This window comes from Microbacterium sp. C23T, assembly GCF_053345975.1.
Map to the genome: position 1 here is coordinate 17031 of NZ_JBKFBD010000032.1, position 14691 is coordinate 31721.

Below are 14691 nucleotides of genomic sequence, written 5' to 3' on the forward strand. Positions count from 1 at the left end.
GGGGCGCACGGCGATCGTTCGGGGCGCACCGGATGCGCCCCACCCGTGCGGCGCGCGCCCCGAACCCATGACGGCGGCACGACGAGCGCCGGCGCTGGTCAGGCGGCGGAGGCCGGCGCGGCCAGCGGCTCCGGCCGGGGAGCGCGCGCCGGACGGATGCCGATGATCAGCAGGTAGCCCACCATCCACAGCTCGCCGACGGTCGCCGGGATCACGAGCACGTCTGCGACGATGTCGGCGGCGCCGGGGAGCGCGGCCGACAGCACCGCGTTCACGACGTAGCCGACGCCGCCGGCGACCAGGATCCAGCCCAGGATGCGCGGCAGCCGCCCGGTCGTCAGGGCGAACCATCCCATGGGGACGAGCCACAGCCCGAAGAACACGGCGCCGACCGTCCAGAACGCATCCGCGACGACGCGCAGCAGGGGCGCGGCATCCGGCGTCGTCGCCGCCGCCGTCGCCGGATCGAGAGAGATCGCGAGAGCCGCCGTGAGCATCGCGGCGCTTCCCAGCACCGCGAGGGCGTTCCCCATGCCGAATGCGGCGACCGCGTAGGCCGCGACGGGGCGGTCTTCGCGGCACAGCGCGAAGAAGCCGACGGCCGCCAGCGACTGGGCGATCACCACGCCGAGTTCGAGGGCGATTCCGAGCTGCGCGTAGCCGAGCGCCTCGGCCGTGAGGGGGCGCACGAGCAGGAAGCCGAGGCCCCCGAGCACAGCGAGGGCGAGGTAGGCGCCGCCGGTCCAGCGGGCGGTGCGGATGAGCGAGGGCATGTCGATTCCTTCCGAGGTGGTGTGTAAAAGATTCTTGACACGCACGGTAGGCCCGCTTATCGTCGGTGTCAAGAATCTTTTACAACCCTCTGGGGGAGTCATGGTCTACGAAGAGCGCAACATCTGGTCGAGCCTCATCGTCAGCGTGATCGGCACGATCGTCTACGTCGTGATCGTGCTGCAGCAGGCCGACGGCGGTCCGCTCACCGACGTGGACTGGGTGCCGATCATGCTGTGGGTGATCGGTGCGAGCATCGTCGGTGCGATCGTGCTGAGCATCGCGTGGGGCATTCTCGCGGGCATGTTCGATCCCGACGGGGTGGGCAAGAGCGACCAGCGCGACCGCGACATCGCGCATATGTCGACGCGCGTCGGCCAGGCGTTCCTCATCATCGCGGGGCTCGGCGTCCTCGTCCTGTGCGCGTTCGAGGCGGACTGGTTCTGGATCGCCAACACCATGTACTTCGGCTTCGCGCTGTCGTCGATCGTCGGCGGCATCGCGAGCGTCATCGCGTACCGTCGGGGGCTCGTCTGATGGTGAAGCCCACGAAGGTCACCAACTCGATCCGCGCCGTCCGCGAAGCGGCCGGCATGACCCAAGCCGATCTCGCCCGTCGCGTGGGCGTCACGCGGCAGACCCTCATCGCCATCGAGCAGGGGCGGTACTCGCCGACGCTCGAGCTGGCCTTCCAGCTGTCCCGCGCCTTCGGCGTCGGGCTCGACGATCTCTTCGACTACCCGGAGGAATGACATGTCCGAGACAGGTCACGGATCCGCGTCCCTGCGCACGGACGCGATGCCCGCGTGGACGCAGCACCGATACGGCGAGGCCGACACTGTCGCACTCGAGAACATCGACGTGCCGGCGCCACGCCGCGGCGAGGTGCTCCTGCGCCTGCGCGCGACGGGCCTCAACAACGGCGACATCCGCGTCATGCGCGGCGAGCCTCTCGTCGTGCGCTTCGCGTTCGGCCTGCGCCGCCCGCGCCAGGCGGTGAGGGGGATGGATGCTGCCGCCACCGTCGTCGCGCGGGGCGACGGGGTGACGGAGCTCGCGGTCGGCGACGAGGTCGTCGGCGAGCTTCCCGGCGGCGGCGGGCTCGCGCGCTTTGCCGTCGCGCCGGTCGGTCGGCTGGTGCGTCGCCCCGCCGAGCTCGACCCCGCGGTCGCCGCCAGCCTGCCGGTCGCGGGCGGTACCGCCTGGCAGGCGCTGCGGCTCGGGGGAGTCACGGTGGATGCTGCGACCCCCTCCCCGCAGCGGGTGCTCGTGATCGGCGCCTCGGGTGGCGTCGGCACCTTCGCGGTGCAGCTCGCCGCCGGGCGGGGTGCCGAGGTGTGGGCGCTGTGCGGACAGCGCAACCGCACGCTCGTCGAGGGACTGGGCGCATCGCACACGTTCGACTACCGGCACGTGCAGCCGGGGTCGGCCGCGCTCGGTGAGGGGCGGTTCGACGCCGTCATCGACATCGCCGGCACCGCTTCACTGCGGGACCTGCAGCGGCTCGTGCACGACGGCGGACGGGTCGTGCTCGTCTCCGGCGAGGGCGGTCGCGTGCTCGGACCGATCGGCCGCATCGCCGGCGCCGCACTCCGCTCGATCGGATCGAAGCGCCCGCTGCGTCCGCTCGCCGCCGTCGCCAAGCCCGACGTGCTCGCCGAGCTGCTCGCGCTCGCCGCGGCCGGGAAGCTGAAGCCGGTCATCGAGGCACGCCTCCCCTTCGCCCAGGCGAGTGCCGGGCTGGCACGCGTGGCCGACGGCCACGTGGCTGGCAAGGTGGTGGTCCTCGCGGAGTGACCCGGGGCGCAGCATCCGGTGTCCGCATTTCCCAGGCCGTATGCGGCGTCCGTGAGACAATGGACGAGGCGTGCCCGGTTGACGGCTTCCTCAGCTCCGCCGGGCCTCTGGACAGCGTCCGCCGCGCCTCTACAGGAGCAAGATGTCCACGCAGAACACCGCGCCCGCCACCGCCCCGGTCACCGGGTCCGCCTCCGGCCGGATCCAGCAGATCCGCCGCTACCTGATGTGCCGCCCCGAGCACTTCACCGTCAGCTACACCATCAACCCGTGGATGGAGCCGGCCAACCCGACCGACACCGCCCTCGCGGTGCGCCAGTGGCAGGCCCTCTACGACACCTACCTCGCGCTCGGCCACGAGGTGCACCTCATCGACCCCATCGAGGGTCTGCCCGACATGGTCTACACGGCCAACGGCGGGTTCGTCATCGACAACGTCGCGTACGGCGCGAAGTTCCGCTTCCAGGAGCGCGTCCCCGAGGGTCCCGCGTTCATGGACTGGTTCCGTGACAACGGCTTCGAGGTCGCGGAGCCCGTCGAGGTCAACGAGGGCGAGGGTGACTTCCTGCTCGTCGGCGACACGATCCTCGCCGGCACCGGCTTCCGCTCGACCGGTGACAGCCACCGCGAGCTCGCCGACGTGTTCGGCAAGGAGGTCGTGAGCCTCAACCTCGTCGACCCGCGGTTCTACCACCTCGACACCGCGATCTCGGTGCTCGATCCCGTGGAGGGCCCCGGCGGCGTCGAGAAGGCCAACATCGCGTACCTCGAGCACGCCTTCGACGAGCGCAGCCAGGCGATCCTCGCCGAGCGGTACCCCGACGCGATCCGCGTCGCCGACGCCGACGGCGCCGTGTTCGGTCTCAACTCGGCCAGCGACGGCCTGAACGTGATCATCTCGCCGCGTGCGACGGGCTTCGAGGCTCAGCTGCGCGAGCGCGGCTACAACCCGGTGCTCGTCGACCTGTCCGAGCTGCTGCTCGGCGGCGGCGGCATCAAGTGCTGCACGCTCGAGCTGCGACGCTGACCCGCGCGAAAGAGGAGTCCCTGATGACCGCCGCCTCCACCTCACTCGATGCCGCGATGAGCCAGATCATCGCCGCCGAAGAAGAGCACGTCGCCCACAACTACCACCCGCTCCCGGTCGTGATCTCGCGCGGCGAGGGAGCATGGGTGACGGATGTCGAGGGCAAGCGCTACCTCGACCTGCTCTCGGCCTACTCGGCCCTCAACTTCGGGCACGGGCATCCTGCGATACTCGCCGCCGCGCAGGAGCAGCTGAACCGCCTGACGCTCACCAGCCGCGCGTACCACAACGACCGGCTCGGACCCTTCGCCGCCGCGCTCGCAGAGCTCTGCGGCAAGGACCTCGTGCTGCCGATGAACACCGGCGCCGAGGCCGTCGAGACCGGCATCAAGGTCGCCCGCGCGTGGGGCTACCGCGTGAAGGGCGTCGCTCCCGACGCCGCGAAGATCGTCGTCGCGCACGGCAACTTCCACGGGCGCACCACGACGATCGTCGGATTCAGCGACGACCCGCAGGCACGCGCCGACTTCGGGCCGTTCACGCCCGGCTTCATCGCGGTGCCGTTCGGCGATGCCGCGGTCATCGACGCCGCGATCACCGCCGACACCGTGGCCGTGCTCATCGAGCCGATCCAGGGCGAGGCGGGCGTCATCCTCCCGCCGGAGGGCTACCTCAAGAAGGTGCGCGAGATCTGCACCCGCCGCGGCGTGCTGTTCATCGCCGACGAGATCCAGTCGGGCCTCGGCCGGGTGGGCGAGACGTTCGCGTGCGACCGCGAGGGCGTCGTGCCCGACGTCTACCTCCTCGGTAAGGCGCTGGGCGGCGGCATCCTTCCGCTCTCGGCGGTCGTCGCCGACCGCGACGTGCTCGGGGTGATCCACCCGGGCGAGCACGGCTCGACGTTCGGCGGCAACCCGCTCGCCGCGGCGGTGGGCCTGCGCGTGGTCGAGATGCTGCAGACCGGCGAGTTCCAGGGCCGCGCGAAGCTCCTGGGCGAGCACCTCGAGGCGAAGCTCCAGGAGCTCGTGGGCCACGGCGTCACCGCGGTGCGCGTCGCGGGCCTCTGGGCCGGCGTCGACATCGACCCCGAGGTCGGCACCGGGCGCGAGATCGCCGAGCGCCTCATCGGACGCGGGGTGCTCGCGAAGGACACCCACGGCCAGACGATCCGCATCGCGCCGCCGCTCGTCGTGCGCGGGACGGAGCTGGACTGGGCGGTCGAGCAGCTGCGCTTCGTGCTCGCGGGCTGAGGCGTCGGAGGTCGTGGTTCTGCGGCGGCTCACGCCACGTCGACGTTGAGCTGCTGCCACCCGGTCGCGCCGTCGGGCGCGGGCCACGCGTCGGTTTCGGTCTGCAGCTCACCGGTCGCGCTCGTGGCGCGGCAGCGGATCGCGTGCGAGCCGCGTTCCGCGGTCCACGGGATCGACCACTGCACCCACGTGTCGCCCGAGATCGCCGACGCGAGCGCGGCCTCGCGCCACGGCCCATCGTCGACCTGCACCTCGACCTTCGCGATGCCGACGTGCTGCTGCCATGCGACCCCGGCGATCGTCGTGTCCCCTGGGCTCAGCCCCTGGGCCCTGCGGGGGAGGTCGATGCGCGACTGCAGCTTGATCGGCCCTTTCGCCGACCAGCCGCGCGTCGTCCAGTACGCGGTCGCCTTGTCGAACCGCGTCACCTCGAGGTCGGTGACCCATTTGGTCGCCGAGACGTAGCCGTAGAGCCCCGGCACGACCATGCGCACCGGGAATCCGTGCTCTGCGGGCAGCGGCTCGTCGTTCATGCCGACCGCGAGGATCGCATTGCGGGTCTGCTCCTGCAGCACCTCCAGCGGCGTGCTCGCGGTGAAGCCGTCGATCGACTTCGACAGCACCATGTCGGCGTCGGGTGTCGGCCGTGCGCGCTCGAGCAGCAGGCGGATCGGGTAGCCGAGCCACTTCGCGTTGCCGATGAGGTCGCCGCCGACGGGGTTGGAGACGCACGCGAGGGTGGTCCAGCTCTCCTCCAAGGGGAGCGCCAGCAGCTCGTCCCACCCGATCTCGACCTCCTGCTCGACGAGCCCGTGGATGCGCAGGCTCCACGTCGCAGGATCGACCTGCGGCACGACGAGCGCCGTGTCGATGCGGTAGAAGCTCGCGTTCGGCGTGACGACGGGAGTCATGCCGGTGAGGTCCAGCTGCGCGCCCGCGGGGACCGCGGGAGCCGCGACCGCCGGCGCGGGCAGCCGCAGCGCCTGGCGCACGGCGGTGACCGTGCGAGCGCCGGCCTGCAGCGCGGTGCCCGCGATCGCGGCGAGGACGCCGGCCGCCGTCGCGGCGCCCGCCCACGCCAGGAATCGGCGACGCGAGGTCGCGACCGGACGCGCTCTCTCGGCCTCGGCCTCGGCCCCGGGATCGGGGGGGTCCGCGCGGCGTCGGGGCGCGGCATCCGGTCCGCCCCGTGCCAGCGGCGCCAGCAGCGCGAGGACGGCAGCAGCGAGGAACCCGGCCAGGAGGGGCGACAGCCACGAGAGGCCCGTGGCGTCGGGGCGGAGCATCGCGAGCAGGGCCGCACCGGCACCGAGTGCCGCGAGCACCACGACGCCGTACCAGGGCCGCCGCAGCTCCAGGACGCCGACGATCGCCGCCAGGGCGAGCAGCACGACGGCGATCCCCACGAGGAGGGCGAGCTTGTCGGCTGTGCCGAACAGCGAGATCGCGGCATCCTTCGCCCACGGCGGGGCGAGGTCGATCAGCGTGCCGCCCACGACGGAGAACGGGCTCGACGAGGGAGCGATCAGCGCCGCGATCAGTTCGCCGGCACCTGCGCCGAGGACGACAGCCGCCACGCCCGCTGTCGCCCCCGCGAGCGCCGAGGGCCTCGCGGCGACGCGGGTCGCGGCACCCGCCTCACGAGTCATAGCGGGAGCATACGTCCGATCCGCCCTCTGCGGACCAGGAGAACGGCTTGGAAACACGAGCGCAACGAAGGCCGCATTAGGCTCTTCGCATGGGTGATCTGTTCGACGGCTACGGCTCCACGCTCGCGCCGCGCAAGACGCCCTCGGGGGTCCCCGCGTTCGACGAGATGTTCGGGAGTCCGGCCCACCCGGGTGCGCCGGCCGAGTCGCGCGAGGCCTATCGAGAGCTCTACCAGGCGCTCGCGCAGATGACCCAGGAGGAGCTGCGCGGCCGCACCGATTCCCTCGCGAGCTCGTACCTCGCGCAGGGCGTGACATTCGACTTCGCGGGCGAGGAACGGCCGTTCCCGCTCGACGCCGTACCGCGTGTGATCACGTACGACGAGTGGTCGCGCATCGAGGCCGGCGTCAAGCAGCGCGTGCGCGCGCTCGAGGCGTTCCTCGACGACGCCTACGGGCATCAGTTCTGTGTGCGCGACGAGGTGCTGCCCGCCGGACTCATCGCGAGCTCGCAGTACTTCTACCGTCAGGCCGCCGGCATCCACTCCGCCAACGGCGTGCGCATCCAGGTGTCGGGCATCGACCTGATCCGCGACGAGCACGGCGAGATGCGCGTGCTCGAAGACAACGTGCGCGTGCCCTCGGGCGTCAGCTATGTCATCTCGAACCGACGGGTGATGGCACAGACGCTGCCCGAGCTGTTCGTGTCGATGCGGGTGCGCCCCGTCGGCGACTACCCGAACAAACTGCTCGCGGCGCTGCGCGCCTCCGCCCCCGCGGGGATCGAGGACCCCAACGTCGTGGTGCTCACGCCCGGCGTCTACAACTCCGCCTACTTCGAGCACACGCTGCTGGCCCGCCTCATGGGCGTCGAGCTCGTCGAGGGCCGCGACCTGCTGTGCATCGGCGGCAAGGTCTTCATGCGCACGACCCGCGGACCCAAGCGCGTCGACGTCATCTACCGCCGGGTCGACGACGACTTCCTCGACCCGCTGCAGTTCCGCGCCGACTCCATGCTCGGGGCCCCAGGGCTCATGCTCGCGGCGCGTCTCGGCAACGTCACGATCGCGAACGCGGTGGGCAACGGCGTCGCCGACGACAAGCTGCTGTACACCTACGTGCCCGACCTCATCCGCTACTACCTGGCGGAGGAGCCCATCCTCAAGAACGTCGACACGTGGCGCCTCGAAGACCCGAACGCGCTCGAGGAGGTGCTCGACCGCCTCGACGAGCTCGTCGTGAAGCCGGTCGACGGCTCAGGCGGCAAGGGCCTCGTCGTCGGACCGGATGCTTCGCCCGCCGAGCTCGAGAAGCTCCGCAAGAACCTGCTCGCCGACCCGCGCGGATGGATCGCGCAGCCCGTGGTCATGCTGTCGACGATCCCCACACTCGTGGAAGACGGCATGCGTCCCCGTCACGCCGACCTCCGCCCCTTCGCGGTCAACGACGGCGAGGACGTCTGGGTGCTCCCCGGCGGCCTCACCCGCGTGGCGCTGCCCGAGGGACAGCTCGTCGTGAACTCGTCGCAGGGCGGCGGTTCCAAGGACACCTGGATCGTCGGCGGCGCCGCACCCGGCCACGTCGAGTACGGCCAGGGTCAGAGCGTCGCCGGCCTCGTCGCCGACCAGGCCGCCACGGTGACCGCGGCGATCCCGATCATCTACGACGCACAGACCGAGCCGACGCACTCGCCGCAGGACCGCCCGCGCACGCGCGTCGAGCAGCAGGAGCAGCAGCAGCAGGCTGCGGAGCAGGCCGGAGGCGCGTCATGCTGAGCCGCATCGCAGAGAGCCTCTTCTGGATCGGGCGCTACATCGAGCGCAGCGACGGCACCGCCCGCATCCTCGACGTGCACCTGCAGCTCCTCCTCGAGGACCCGTGGATCGACGAGGACACCGCGTGCCGGTCGCTCCTCAGCGTCATGGGGTCGCTGCCGCCCGAGGGCGTCGACCAGGTGCGCCGCGAGGACGTGCTCTCGCGCCTCGCCGTCGACCGCATGAACCCGTCGAGCATCGCGTACGCGCTCACCGCCGCGCGCGAGAACGCCCGCCGCGCCCGCGAGATCGTCTCGACGGAGCTGTGGGAGACCCTCAACACGACGAACGCCCGCATGCCCCGGCGCCTGCAGAACGACCGCGTGCACGAGTTCTTCCAGTGGGTGCGCGAGCGCGCGGCGCTCGCCGTCGGCATCGTGGACTCGTCGACGAGCCGTGACGAGGCCTGGCAGTTCTTCACGCTGGGGCGCAGCATCGAGCGCACCGACATGACTGCGCGCCTGCTCGCGACGAGGTCGCTGACCGAGGCATCCGGTCCGTCGTGGACGACCATCCTGCGCTCGTGCGGCGCGTACGAGGCGTACCTGCGCACGTACCGCGGCATGCCCAGCGCCCGCAACGCCGCCGAGTTCCTGCTGCTGGACCGCCTCTTCCCGCGCTCGATCATCTACTCGATCCAGCGCGCCGAGGAGTGCATGAGCGCCATCGATCCGCGCGCCGATCGCGTGGGCCACTCCAACACCGTGCTGCGGGCACTCGGCCAGATCCGCAACGACCTCGAGTACCGGCCGATCTCCGAGATCCTCGGCGAGCTGCCGACGCACATGGACCGCGTGCAGACCGTCACGCGCGAGGCATCCGAGGCCATCCGCGGCCGGTTCTTCCCGACGCAGGCCGAGCCCAGCTGGATCGGAGAGATCTCATGAAGCGCCTCCGGATCGAGCATCAGACGGGCTTCAGCTATCAGGGCGACGTGACCGCGTCGTACAACGAGGCGCGCATGCTGCCGGGTTCCACCGACAGCCAGTTCGTGCTCAACTCGTCGCTCGACATCGAGCCGTCGACCTCCGTCAACCAGTACGTCGACTACTTCGGCACACGGGTCGCGGCGTTCGACGTGCTGTCGCCCCACTCGTCGCTCACGATCACCGCGCGTTCGCTGGTCGAGGTGCGTCCGCGGCCACTCGAGCACATCGACGTGACGTGGGAGGGTCTCGCCCGCGAGGCGGCCCGCTCGCTCGAGACCGTCGAGCAGATGACGCAGACCCGGCGCACCCGCCCGCACGAGGAGGTCGCCGAGCTCGCACGGTCGATCGCCGCGCAGCACGACCACCCCGGCCGCGCCGCGCACGCGATCGCCGTCGCCATCGGCGACGCCGTCGAGTACATGCACGGCATCACCGGCGTCCACTCGACCGCCGCTGAGGCGTGGGAGGCGCGCAAGGGCGTCTGCCAGGACATGGCCCACATCGCCCTCGGCGCGCTGCGCGAGGTCGGCATCCCGGCGCGGTACGTGTCGGGCTACCTGCACCCGCGGCCCTCGGCCGAGGTCGGCGTCGCGGTGACGGGCGAGTCCCACGCGTGGATCGAGTGGTTCGCGGGGGAGTGGCAGGGCTTCGACCCCACGAACAACATCGAGATCGGCGACCGCCACGTGCTCGTCGGCCGCGGCCGCGACTACGGCGACGTGCCGCCGCTGCGCGGTGTGTACGCCGGCCCGTTCAAGAGCAACCTGCACGTCAAGGTCACGATCACGCGCGAAGCGTAGCCGACGGCGTCACCCCGCAAGGATCGGAGATCCGGCGGGAATCGGATGCCTCGGGCCGAGGCATCCGATCTCCGCTGGTTCTCCGAGTTTCGGGGCGACGGATGCTGCGGCTCAGGCCGGTTCGGCGGCTTCGACCTCGACGCGCTCCTCGTCGCGCGGCCTGCCGCCCCCGAGCGAGAGCGTGGCCAGCAGGCCGACCGTGAGGAAGCCCGCGGCGGCGAAGCTGGCGTACTTCGTGCCTTCCGAGAACGCCGCCTTCGCGTCGTCGGCGAGCTGCTCGGTCTGAGGCGATCCGGCGAGGCCTGCGATCGCGCCGCCGGCGCTGTCGACCACCGCCGAGACGACCTGGTCGCGCTGTTCGGCGGGGATCCCGCGGTCGTCGAGCTTCGCCGTGAGCACCGCGGAGGTCGTGGAGAAGAGGATCGTGCCGAGGATGGCGATGCCGAGCGCCGCCCCGAGCTGGCGCGCCGTCGACTGGGTTCCCGACGCCTGACCGCCCTCGGCGGTCGGCACGTCGGCGAGCACCACGCCGGTGAGCTGCGCAGTGGCGAGACCGACACCGAATCCGTACACGAACAGTGCGGGGATCAGCGGCACCCAGGAGGCGTCTGGCGCGATGACGAAGCCGACCGCCGCGATGCCGATGATCTCGGCCACGATGCCGACGCGCACGATCCACACCGGTGCCACGCGTCCGCTCAGGGCCCCCGCCAGTCCGCTCGCGGCGAAAGATCCGATCGCGAGGGCGAGGAGGATCAGGCCGGTCTGGACGGCCTCGAACCCGAGCACGAACTGGAGCCACAGCGGCAGCGCGAGGATCAGGCCGAACTCGCCGAGCGAGACCACCATCGCGGCCATGTTGCCGTTGCGGAAAGACGGGATGCGGAAGAGCCCGAACGCGATGACTGTCGGCTTGCCGGCCCGGCGGCGATGGAACCCCCACCAGATGAACGACACGATGCCCACGGCCGCGATCGCGAAGGCCACGGCGACGGGTGAGATGTCCCACGGCCAGGTCCATCCGCCGATCGTCACGTCCTTCTCGGCGGTGAGCCAGCCGTAGGTGCGTCCTTCGATCAGCCCGAAGACGAGGGCTCCGACGGTGATCACCGACAGCAGCGCGCCGAAGAGGTCGATCGACACGGCATCGCCGCGCGATTCGTCCACGGTCAGCAGCACCCCGACCACGATGGCGATCCCGAGCGGCACGTTGATGAGGAATGCCCAGTGCCAGGAGAACTCGGTCGTCAGCCAGCCTCCGAGCAGCGGGCCGACCGCGGCCATACCGCCGATCGTCGAGCCCCAGACCGCGAAGGCGACGGCCCGCTCGCGCCCCCGGAACGTCGCGTTGAGCAGCGACAGCGTCGTGGGGAGCATCATGGCGCCGCCGATGCCCTGAATGAAGCGCGCGCCGATGAGGAGTCCGCCCGTCGTCGCGAGCGCGGCCCCGACGGAGGCGAGGGTGAAGATGACCACGCCGATGAGCAGCATCCGTCGTCGTCCCCATCGGTCGGCGAGCGCGCCGAAGACGAGCAGCAGCGACGCGAAGACGAGGGTGTACGCCTCCTGCACCCACTGCACCTCGCTGGACGTGATGCCCAGGTCGTCGACGATCGCCGGGATCGCGACGTTGACGATGGTGGAGTCGACGATGATGAGCGCGACGGCGACGCTGATGAACACCAGCCCCGCCCATCGGCGGCGCGAACTCGAGGTCATATCGCTAGCTTATCTAGCGATATGACCTCGATCCAGATGATCTCGCCCTCAGGCGGGAGGGTTGTCGGGATCCAGCGTCTCGAGCGTCTCCTCCTCGACGGGATTGTCGGCCTCGAGCTGTTCCTCGGTGGTCTTGTCGCCGCCCAGCGGGCTGTCGCCTTCAGGGGCCTGGTCGTCGCTTCGCCGTTCGTCCATGGCGGTCACGCTAGCGCGGGACGGATGCTGCCGCCCGGGGCTTGACGGAGGTCACCAGGCAACTTCGGAATCTGCTGAAAGTTTCCTTGACGTTCGATGATGAAACGTGTCACCGTAGAGCGGTCTACAAAACGTAGAGCGATCTACGGATCGACCTCAAGGGAGAGGAAAAGCACGATGATGTCGCCTCAAACCACCAACCTCACGCGAAATCCGCGCGCGCGCCGACGTACGACGGCGCTCCTGCTGGGCGCCGCACTGATCGCCGCGGGCGGAACTGTCGCGTTCGCGGCACCCGCTGCGGCCGCCGACTGCGCCACCGTCCCCTGGATGGACACCTCGAAGTCGGCCGACCAGAGGGCTGAGGCGCTGCTGGCCGCCAGCACGCAGCACCAGAAGTACCGCTGGCTCGTGGAGCAGCCCGCGAACAGCCCGCAGCAGACGACCTGGTCGGGCGGCGTCGTCTACCCCGTGCAGGTGGACTGCACACCCACCGTCATCTACTCGAACGGCGCCGAGGGTGCGCACGGCAAGGCGGGCACCACCGCGTGGCCGGGCCCCATCGCCGTCGCGGCCTCATGGAACCTCGAGCTGGGAGAGCAGAAGGGCGCGATCCACGCGGACGAGGCGTTCGACAACCGCAGCAACGTCATCCTCGGCCCGGGCGTCGCCAGCGGCCGCACCCCGCTCTCGGGCCGCAATGCGGAGTACTTCGGAGAGGACGCGCTGCTCTCCGGCCTCATGGGCGCCGCGAACGTCCGCGGCATCGAGGACGGCAGCAGCCCCGATAAGCCGGTCATCGCCAACCTCAAGCACTACGTCGCGAACGAGCAGGAGCTCGACCGCAACAACAGCTCCTCGAACATCGACGAGCGCACGTTCCGGCAGGTGTACGACCTGCCGTACGAGATCGCGATCAAGGAGAGCGACCCCGACAGCCTGATGTGCTCGTACAACCAGATCAACGGCATCTGGTCGTGCGAGAACGACACCCTCACGACGAGCCTGCGCGACAAGATGGGCTTCGACGGCTACGTCATGAGCGACTTCGGCTCGGTCCACTCGACGGGTCCGTCGCTCATGGCCGGCCTCGACCAGGAGCTCAACCGGCCGATCTGGTTCACGCCGGTTCGGCTGGACGCTGCTCTGGCGGCGGGGGAGATCACCCAGCAGCGCATCGACGAGGCCGCGTTCCGGGTCGTGCGCACCTACATCAAGGAGGGGCTGTTCGACCACCCGCTCCCCGCGACCTCGACGCCCGTCACCGCGACGGACGAGTCCCGCGCCCTGGCGCGCGAGCTCGCCGAGGAGAGTGCCGTGCTGCTGAAGAACGACGACGGCATCCTGCCCCTCGACGACGGACCGCTCACGGTCGCGGTCGTCGGTCCGACGGCCTCGAAGACGCCGACGGGCGGCATCAGCTCCGCGCAGGCGTGCTCGGCCGGAGGCTTCGGCGCAGGTGGCGTGCTCAACTGCGCCAACGTCGTCGACCCGCTCACCGCGATCACCGAGCGGGTGCAGGCCTCGGGCGGAAGCGTCGTCTACAACAACGGCGCCGACCTCGCCTCGGTCGCCGCGACCGCTGCCCAAGCCGACGTCGCCATCGTGTTCGGCTACATCCGCACGGGTGAGTTCGCCGACACGGCAGACCTCCGCCTCGACTCGAACGGTGACGCGCTCGTGCAGGCCGTCGCTGCGGCGAACGACGACACCGTGGTGGTCCTCAACAGCGGAACCGCGGTCGAGATGCCATGGATCGACGACGTCGACGCGGTGTTCAGCAACTGGTTCGCCGGTGAGCAGATGGGCCCCGCTCTGGCCGCTCTTCTCTGGGGTGACGTCAACCCGTCGGGCAAGCTGCCGATGACCTTCCCGAAGTCGGTGGCCGACACACCGACCGGAAGCGACCCGGCACGCTACCCCGGCATCTTCTCCAACGGATCGACCACCCGGCCCGCCGGGTCGACGGAGGCACGCCAGGTGAACTACACCGAGGGTCTCCAGGTCGGCTACAAGTGGTACGACGCGCAGGGCATCGATCCGCTGTTCGAGTTCGGGCACGGCCTGTCGTACACGTCCTTCGCGTACAGCGACCTGGCGGTCGACCACGTGGACGATCCGGCGACCGGTGACGTGCTGTCGAAGGTGTCGTTCACGGTGACCAACACCGGCGCCCGCGCCGGCGCGGAGATCCCGCAGGTCTACCTGACGCTGCCCGACGCGGCTGAGGAGCCCGGCAAGCGACTCGTCGGCTTCGACCGCGTCGAGCTCGCGGCGGGTGCGAGCACCCGGGTCGAGGTCGTCGTCGACTCGACGGCGAGCAACCAGCCCTTCTCCATCTGGGATGTGGACGCCGACACCTGGACCGTGCTGGACGGCGAGTACACCTTCGCCGTCGGATCGTCGTCGCGCGACCTGCCGCTCACGCAGGACGTGTTCGTCGACCGCGTCGCGCCGAAGATCACCTCGATCACGGTCAACGGCAGCCAGAAGGTCGTGGTCGCCGCGGCCGACGAGCTGAGCGGCGTCGCGCTGATCGAGTACTCGACCCAGAAGAACAAGCAGGATGCCTCGGCATGGGCCCCGTACACGGGTCCGCTGCAGGTCGACGCGAAGAGCACCGTCTCGTTCCGCGTCACCGACCACAGCGGGAACGTCAGCGAGGTCGTCCAGGTGAACCGCAAGGACCTGCGCTGAGACCCCGGGGGCGGCACTCCCTGGGTCGCCCCCGGACCAACTG

Annotated in this window: 13 protein-coding genes; 9 read left to right on the forward strand and 4 right to left on the reverse strand. The window is 70.6% G+C overall.

Features of this window, described 5'->3' with window-relative positions; all coding sequences use genetic code 11:
- Nucleotides 1-98 precede the first annotated feature (98 nt).
- Nucleotides 99-773, reverse strand: coding sequence for a DUF4386 domain-containing protein (locus ACLBXX_RS16770; protein WP_447658971.1), 675 nt, complete (start codon nt 771-773; stop codon nt 99-101).
- Between the two features lie 100 nt (nt 774-873).
- Between ACLBXX_RS16770 and ACLBXX_RS16775 the strand changes: the two genes are divergently transcribed.
- From ACLBXX_RS16775 to rocD, 5 genes are all read left to right on the forward strand, one after another.
- Nucleotides 874-1308, forward strand: coding sequence for a hypothetical protein (locus tag ACLBXX_RS16775; protein WP_447658972.1), 435 nt, complete (start codon nt 874-876; stop codon nt 1306-1308).
- Nucleotides 1308-1523, forward strand: a complete 216-nt coding sequence (locus tag ACLBXX_RS16780; RefSeq protein ID WP_310286073.1) for a helix-turn-helix transcriptional regulator — start codon at nt 1308-1310, stop codon at nt 1521-1523. The genes ACLBXX_RS16775 and ACLBXX_RS16780 overlap by 1 nt, the downstream gene beginning before the upstream one ends.
- 1 nt (nt 1524) lies before the next feature.
- A complete protein-coding gene (locus ACLBXX_RS16785) occupies nt 1525-2568 on the forward strand; it encodes an NAD(P)-dependent alcohol dehydrogenase (RefSeq protein WP_447658973.1) in 1044 nt (347 codons plus the stop codon).
- 142 nt (nt 2569-2710) lie between these two features.
- Nucleotides 2711-3595, forward strand: coding sequence for a dimethylargininase (gene ddaH / locus ACLBXX_RS16790; protein ID WP_447658974.1), 885 nt, complete (start codon nt 2711-2713; stop codon nt 3593-3595).
- Nucleotides 3596-3618: 23 nt separating this feature from the next.
- The gene (gene rocD / locus ACLBXX_RS16795; protein ID WP_447658975.1) at nt 3619-4845 is read left to right on the forward strand and encodes an ornithine--oxo-acid transaminase; all 1227 of its coding nucleotides are present in this window, start codon (nt 3619-3621) and stop codon (nt 4843-4845) included.
- Between the two features lie 29 nt (nt 4846-4874).
- On the opposite strand, the gene ACLBXX_RS16800 is transcribed toward rocD, so the two are convergent.
- Nucleotides 4875-6494, reverse strand: coding sequence for a molybdopterin-dependent oxidoreductase (locus tag ACLBXX_RS16800; RefSeq protein WP_447658976.1), 1620 nt, complete (start codon nt 6492-6494; stop codon nt 4875-4877).
- A gap of 89 nt (nt 6495-6583) precedes the next feature.
- On the opposite strand from ACLBXX_RS16800, the gene ACLBXX_RS16805 reads away from it, so the two are divergent.
- The 3 genes from ACLBXX_RS16805 to ACLBXX_RS16815 are packed head-to-tail and all read left to right on the forward strand — an operon-like array spanning nt 6584 to nt 10037.
- A complete protein-coding gene (locus ACLBXX_RS16805; RefSeq protein WP_447658977.1) occupies nt 6584-8269 on the forward strand; it encodes a circularly permuted type 2 ATP-grasp protein in 1686 nt (561 codons plus the stop codon).
- On the forward strand, nt 8263-9195 hold the full coding sequence (locus ACLBXX_RS16810) for an alpha-E domain-containing protein (RefSeq protein WP_310286061.1): 933 nt from the start codon (nt 8263-8265) through the stop codon (nt 9193-9195). Before ACLBXX_RS16805 ends, ACLBXX_RS16810 begins: the two co-directional genes overlap by 7 nt.
- A complete protein-coding gene (locus tag ACLBXX_RS16815) occupies nt 9192-10037 on the forward strand; it encodes a transglutaminase family protein (protein ID WP_375870654.1) in 846 nt (281 codons plus the stop codon). The genes ACLBXX_RS16810 and ACLBXX_RS16815 overlap by 4 nt, the downstream gene beginning before the upstream one ends.
- Before the next feature lie 111 nt (nt 10038-10148).
- Here the strand turns inward: ACLBXX_RS16815 and ACLBXX_RS16820 are convergent, their stop codons facing one another.
- A complete protein-coding gene (locus ACLBXX_RS16820; RefSeq protein WP_447658978.1) occupies nt 10149-11756 on the reverse strand; it encodes an MFS transporter in 1608 nt (535 codons plus the stop codon).
- Nucleotides 11757-11804: 48 nt separating this feature from the next.
- Nucleotides 11805-11951, reverse strand: a complete 147-nt coding sequence (locus ACLBXX_RS16825) for a hypothetical protein (RefSeq protein WP_387141000.1) — start codon at nt 11949-11951, stop codon at nt 11805-11807.
- 177 nt (nt 11952-12128) lie between these two features.
- Here ACLBXX_RS16825 and ACLBXX_RS16830 point away from each other — a divergent pair, with 177 nt between their 5' ends.
- A complete protein-coding gene (locus ACLBXX_RS16830) occupies nt 12129-14648 on the forward strand; it encodes a beta-glucosidase (RefSeq protein ID WP_447658979.1) in 2520 nt (839 codons plus the stop codon).
- Nucleotides 14649-14691: the final 43 nt, after the last annotated feature.

What these genes read in the sequence shown, in the direction of transcription:
- ACLBXX_RS16770 (WP_447658971.1), bottom strand. Translation starts at nt 773, where the DNA reads ATGCCCTCGCTCATCCGCACCGCCCGCTGGACCGGCGGCGCCTACCTC.
- ACLBXX_RS16775 (WP_447658972.1), top strand. Translation starts at nt 874, where the DNA reads ATGGTCTACGAAGAGCGCAACATCTGGTCGAGCCTCATCGTCAGCGTG.
- ACLBXX_RS16780 (WP_310286073.1), top strand. Translation starts at nt 1,308, where the DNA reads ATGGTGAAGCCCACGAAGGTCACCAACTCGATCCGCGCCGTCCGCGAA.
- ACLBXX_RS16785 (WP_447658973.1), top strand. Translation starts at nt 1,525, where the DNA reads ATGTCCGAGACAGGTCACGGATCCGCGTCCCTGCGCACGGACGCGATG.
- ddaH (WP_447658974.1), top strand. Translation starts at nt 2,711, where the DNA reads ATGTCCACGCAGAACACCGCGCCCGCCACCGCCCCGGTCACCGGGTCC.
- rocD (WP_447658975.1), top strand. Translation starts at nt 3,619, where the DNA reads ATGACCGCCGCCTCCACCTCACTCGATGCCGCGATGAGCCAGATCATC.
- ACLBXX_RS16800 (WP_447658976.1), bottom strand. Translation starts at nt 6,494, where the DNA reads ATGACTCGTGAGGCGGGTGCCGCGACCCGCGTCGCCGCGAGGCCCTCG.
- ACLBXX_RS16805 (WP_447658977.1), top strand. Translation starts at nt 6,584, where the DNA reads ATGGGTGATCTGTTCGACGGCTACGGCTCCACGCTCGCGCCGCGCAAG.
- ACLBXX_RS16810 (WP_310286061.1), top strand. Translation starts at nt 8,263, where the DNA reads ATGCTGAGCCGCATCGCAGAGAGCCTCTTCTGGATCGGGCGCTACATC.
- ACLBXX_RS16815 (WP_375870654.1), top strand. Translation starts at nt 9,192, where the DNA reads ATGAAGCGCCTCCGGATCGAGCATCAGACGGGCTTCAGCTATCAGGGC.
- ACLBXX_RS16820 (WP_447658978.1), bottom strand. Translation starts at nt 11,756, where the DNA reads ATGACCTCGAGTTCGCGCCGCCGATGGGCGGGGCTGGTGTTCATCAGC.
- ACLBXX_RS16825 (WP_387141000.1), bottom strand. Translation starts at nt 11,951, where the DNA reads ATGGACGAACGGCGAAGCGACGACCAGGCCCCTGAAGGCGACAGCCCG.
- ACLBXX_RS16830 (WP_447658979.1), top strand. Translation starts at nt 12,129, where the DNA reads ATGATGTCGCCTCAAACCACCAACCTCACGCGAAATCCGCGCGCGCGC.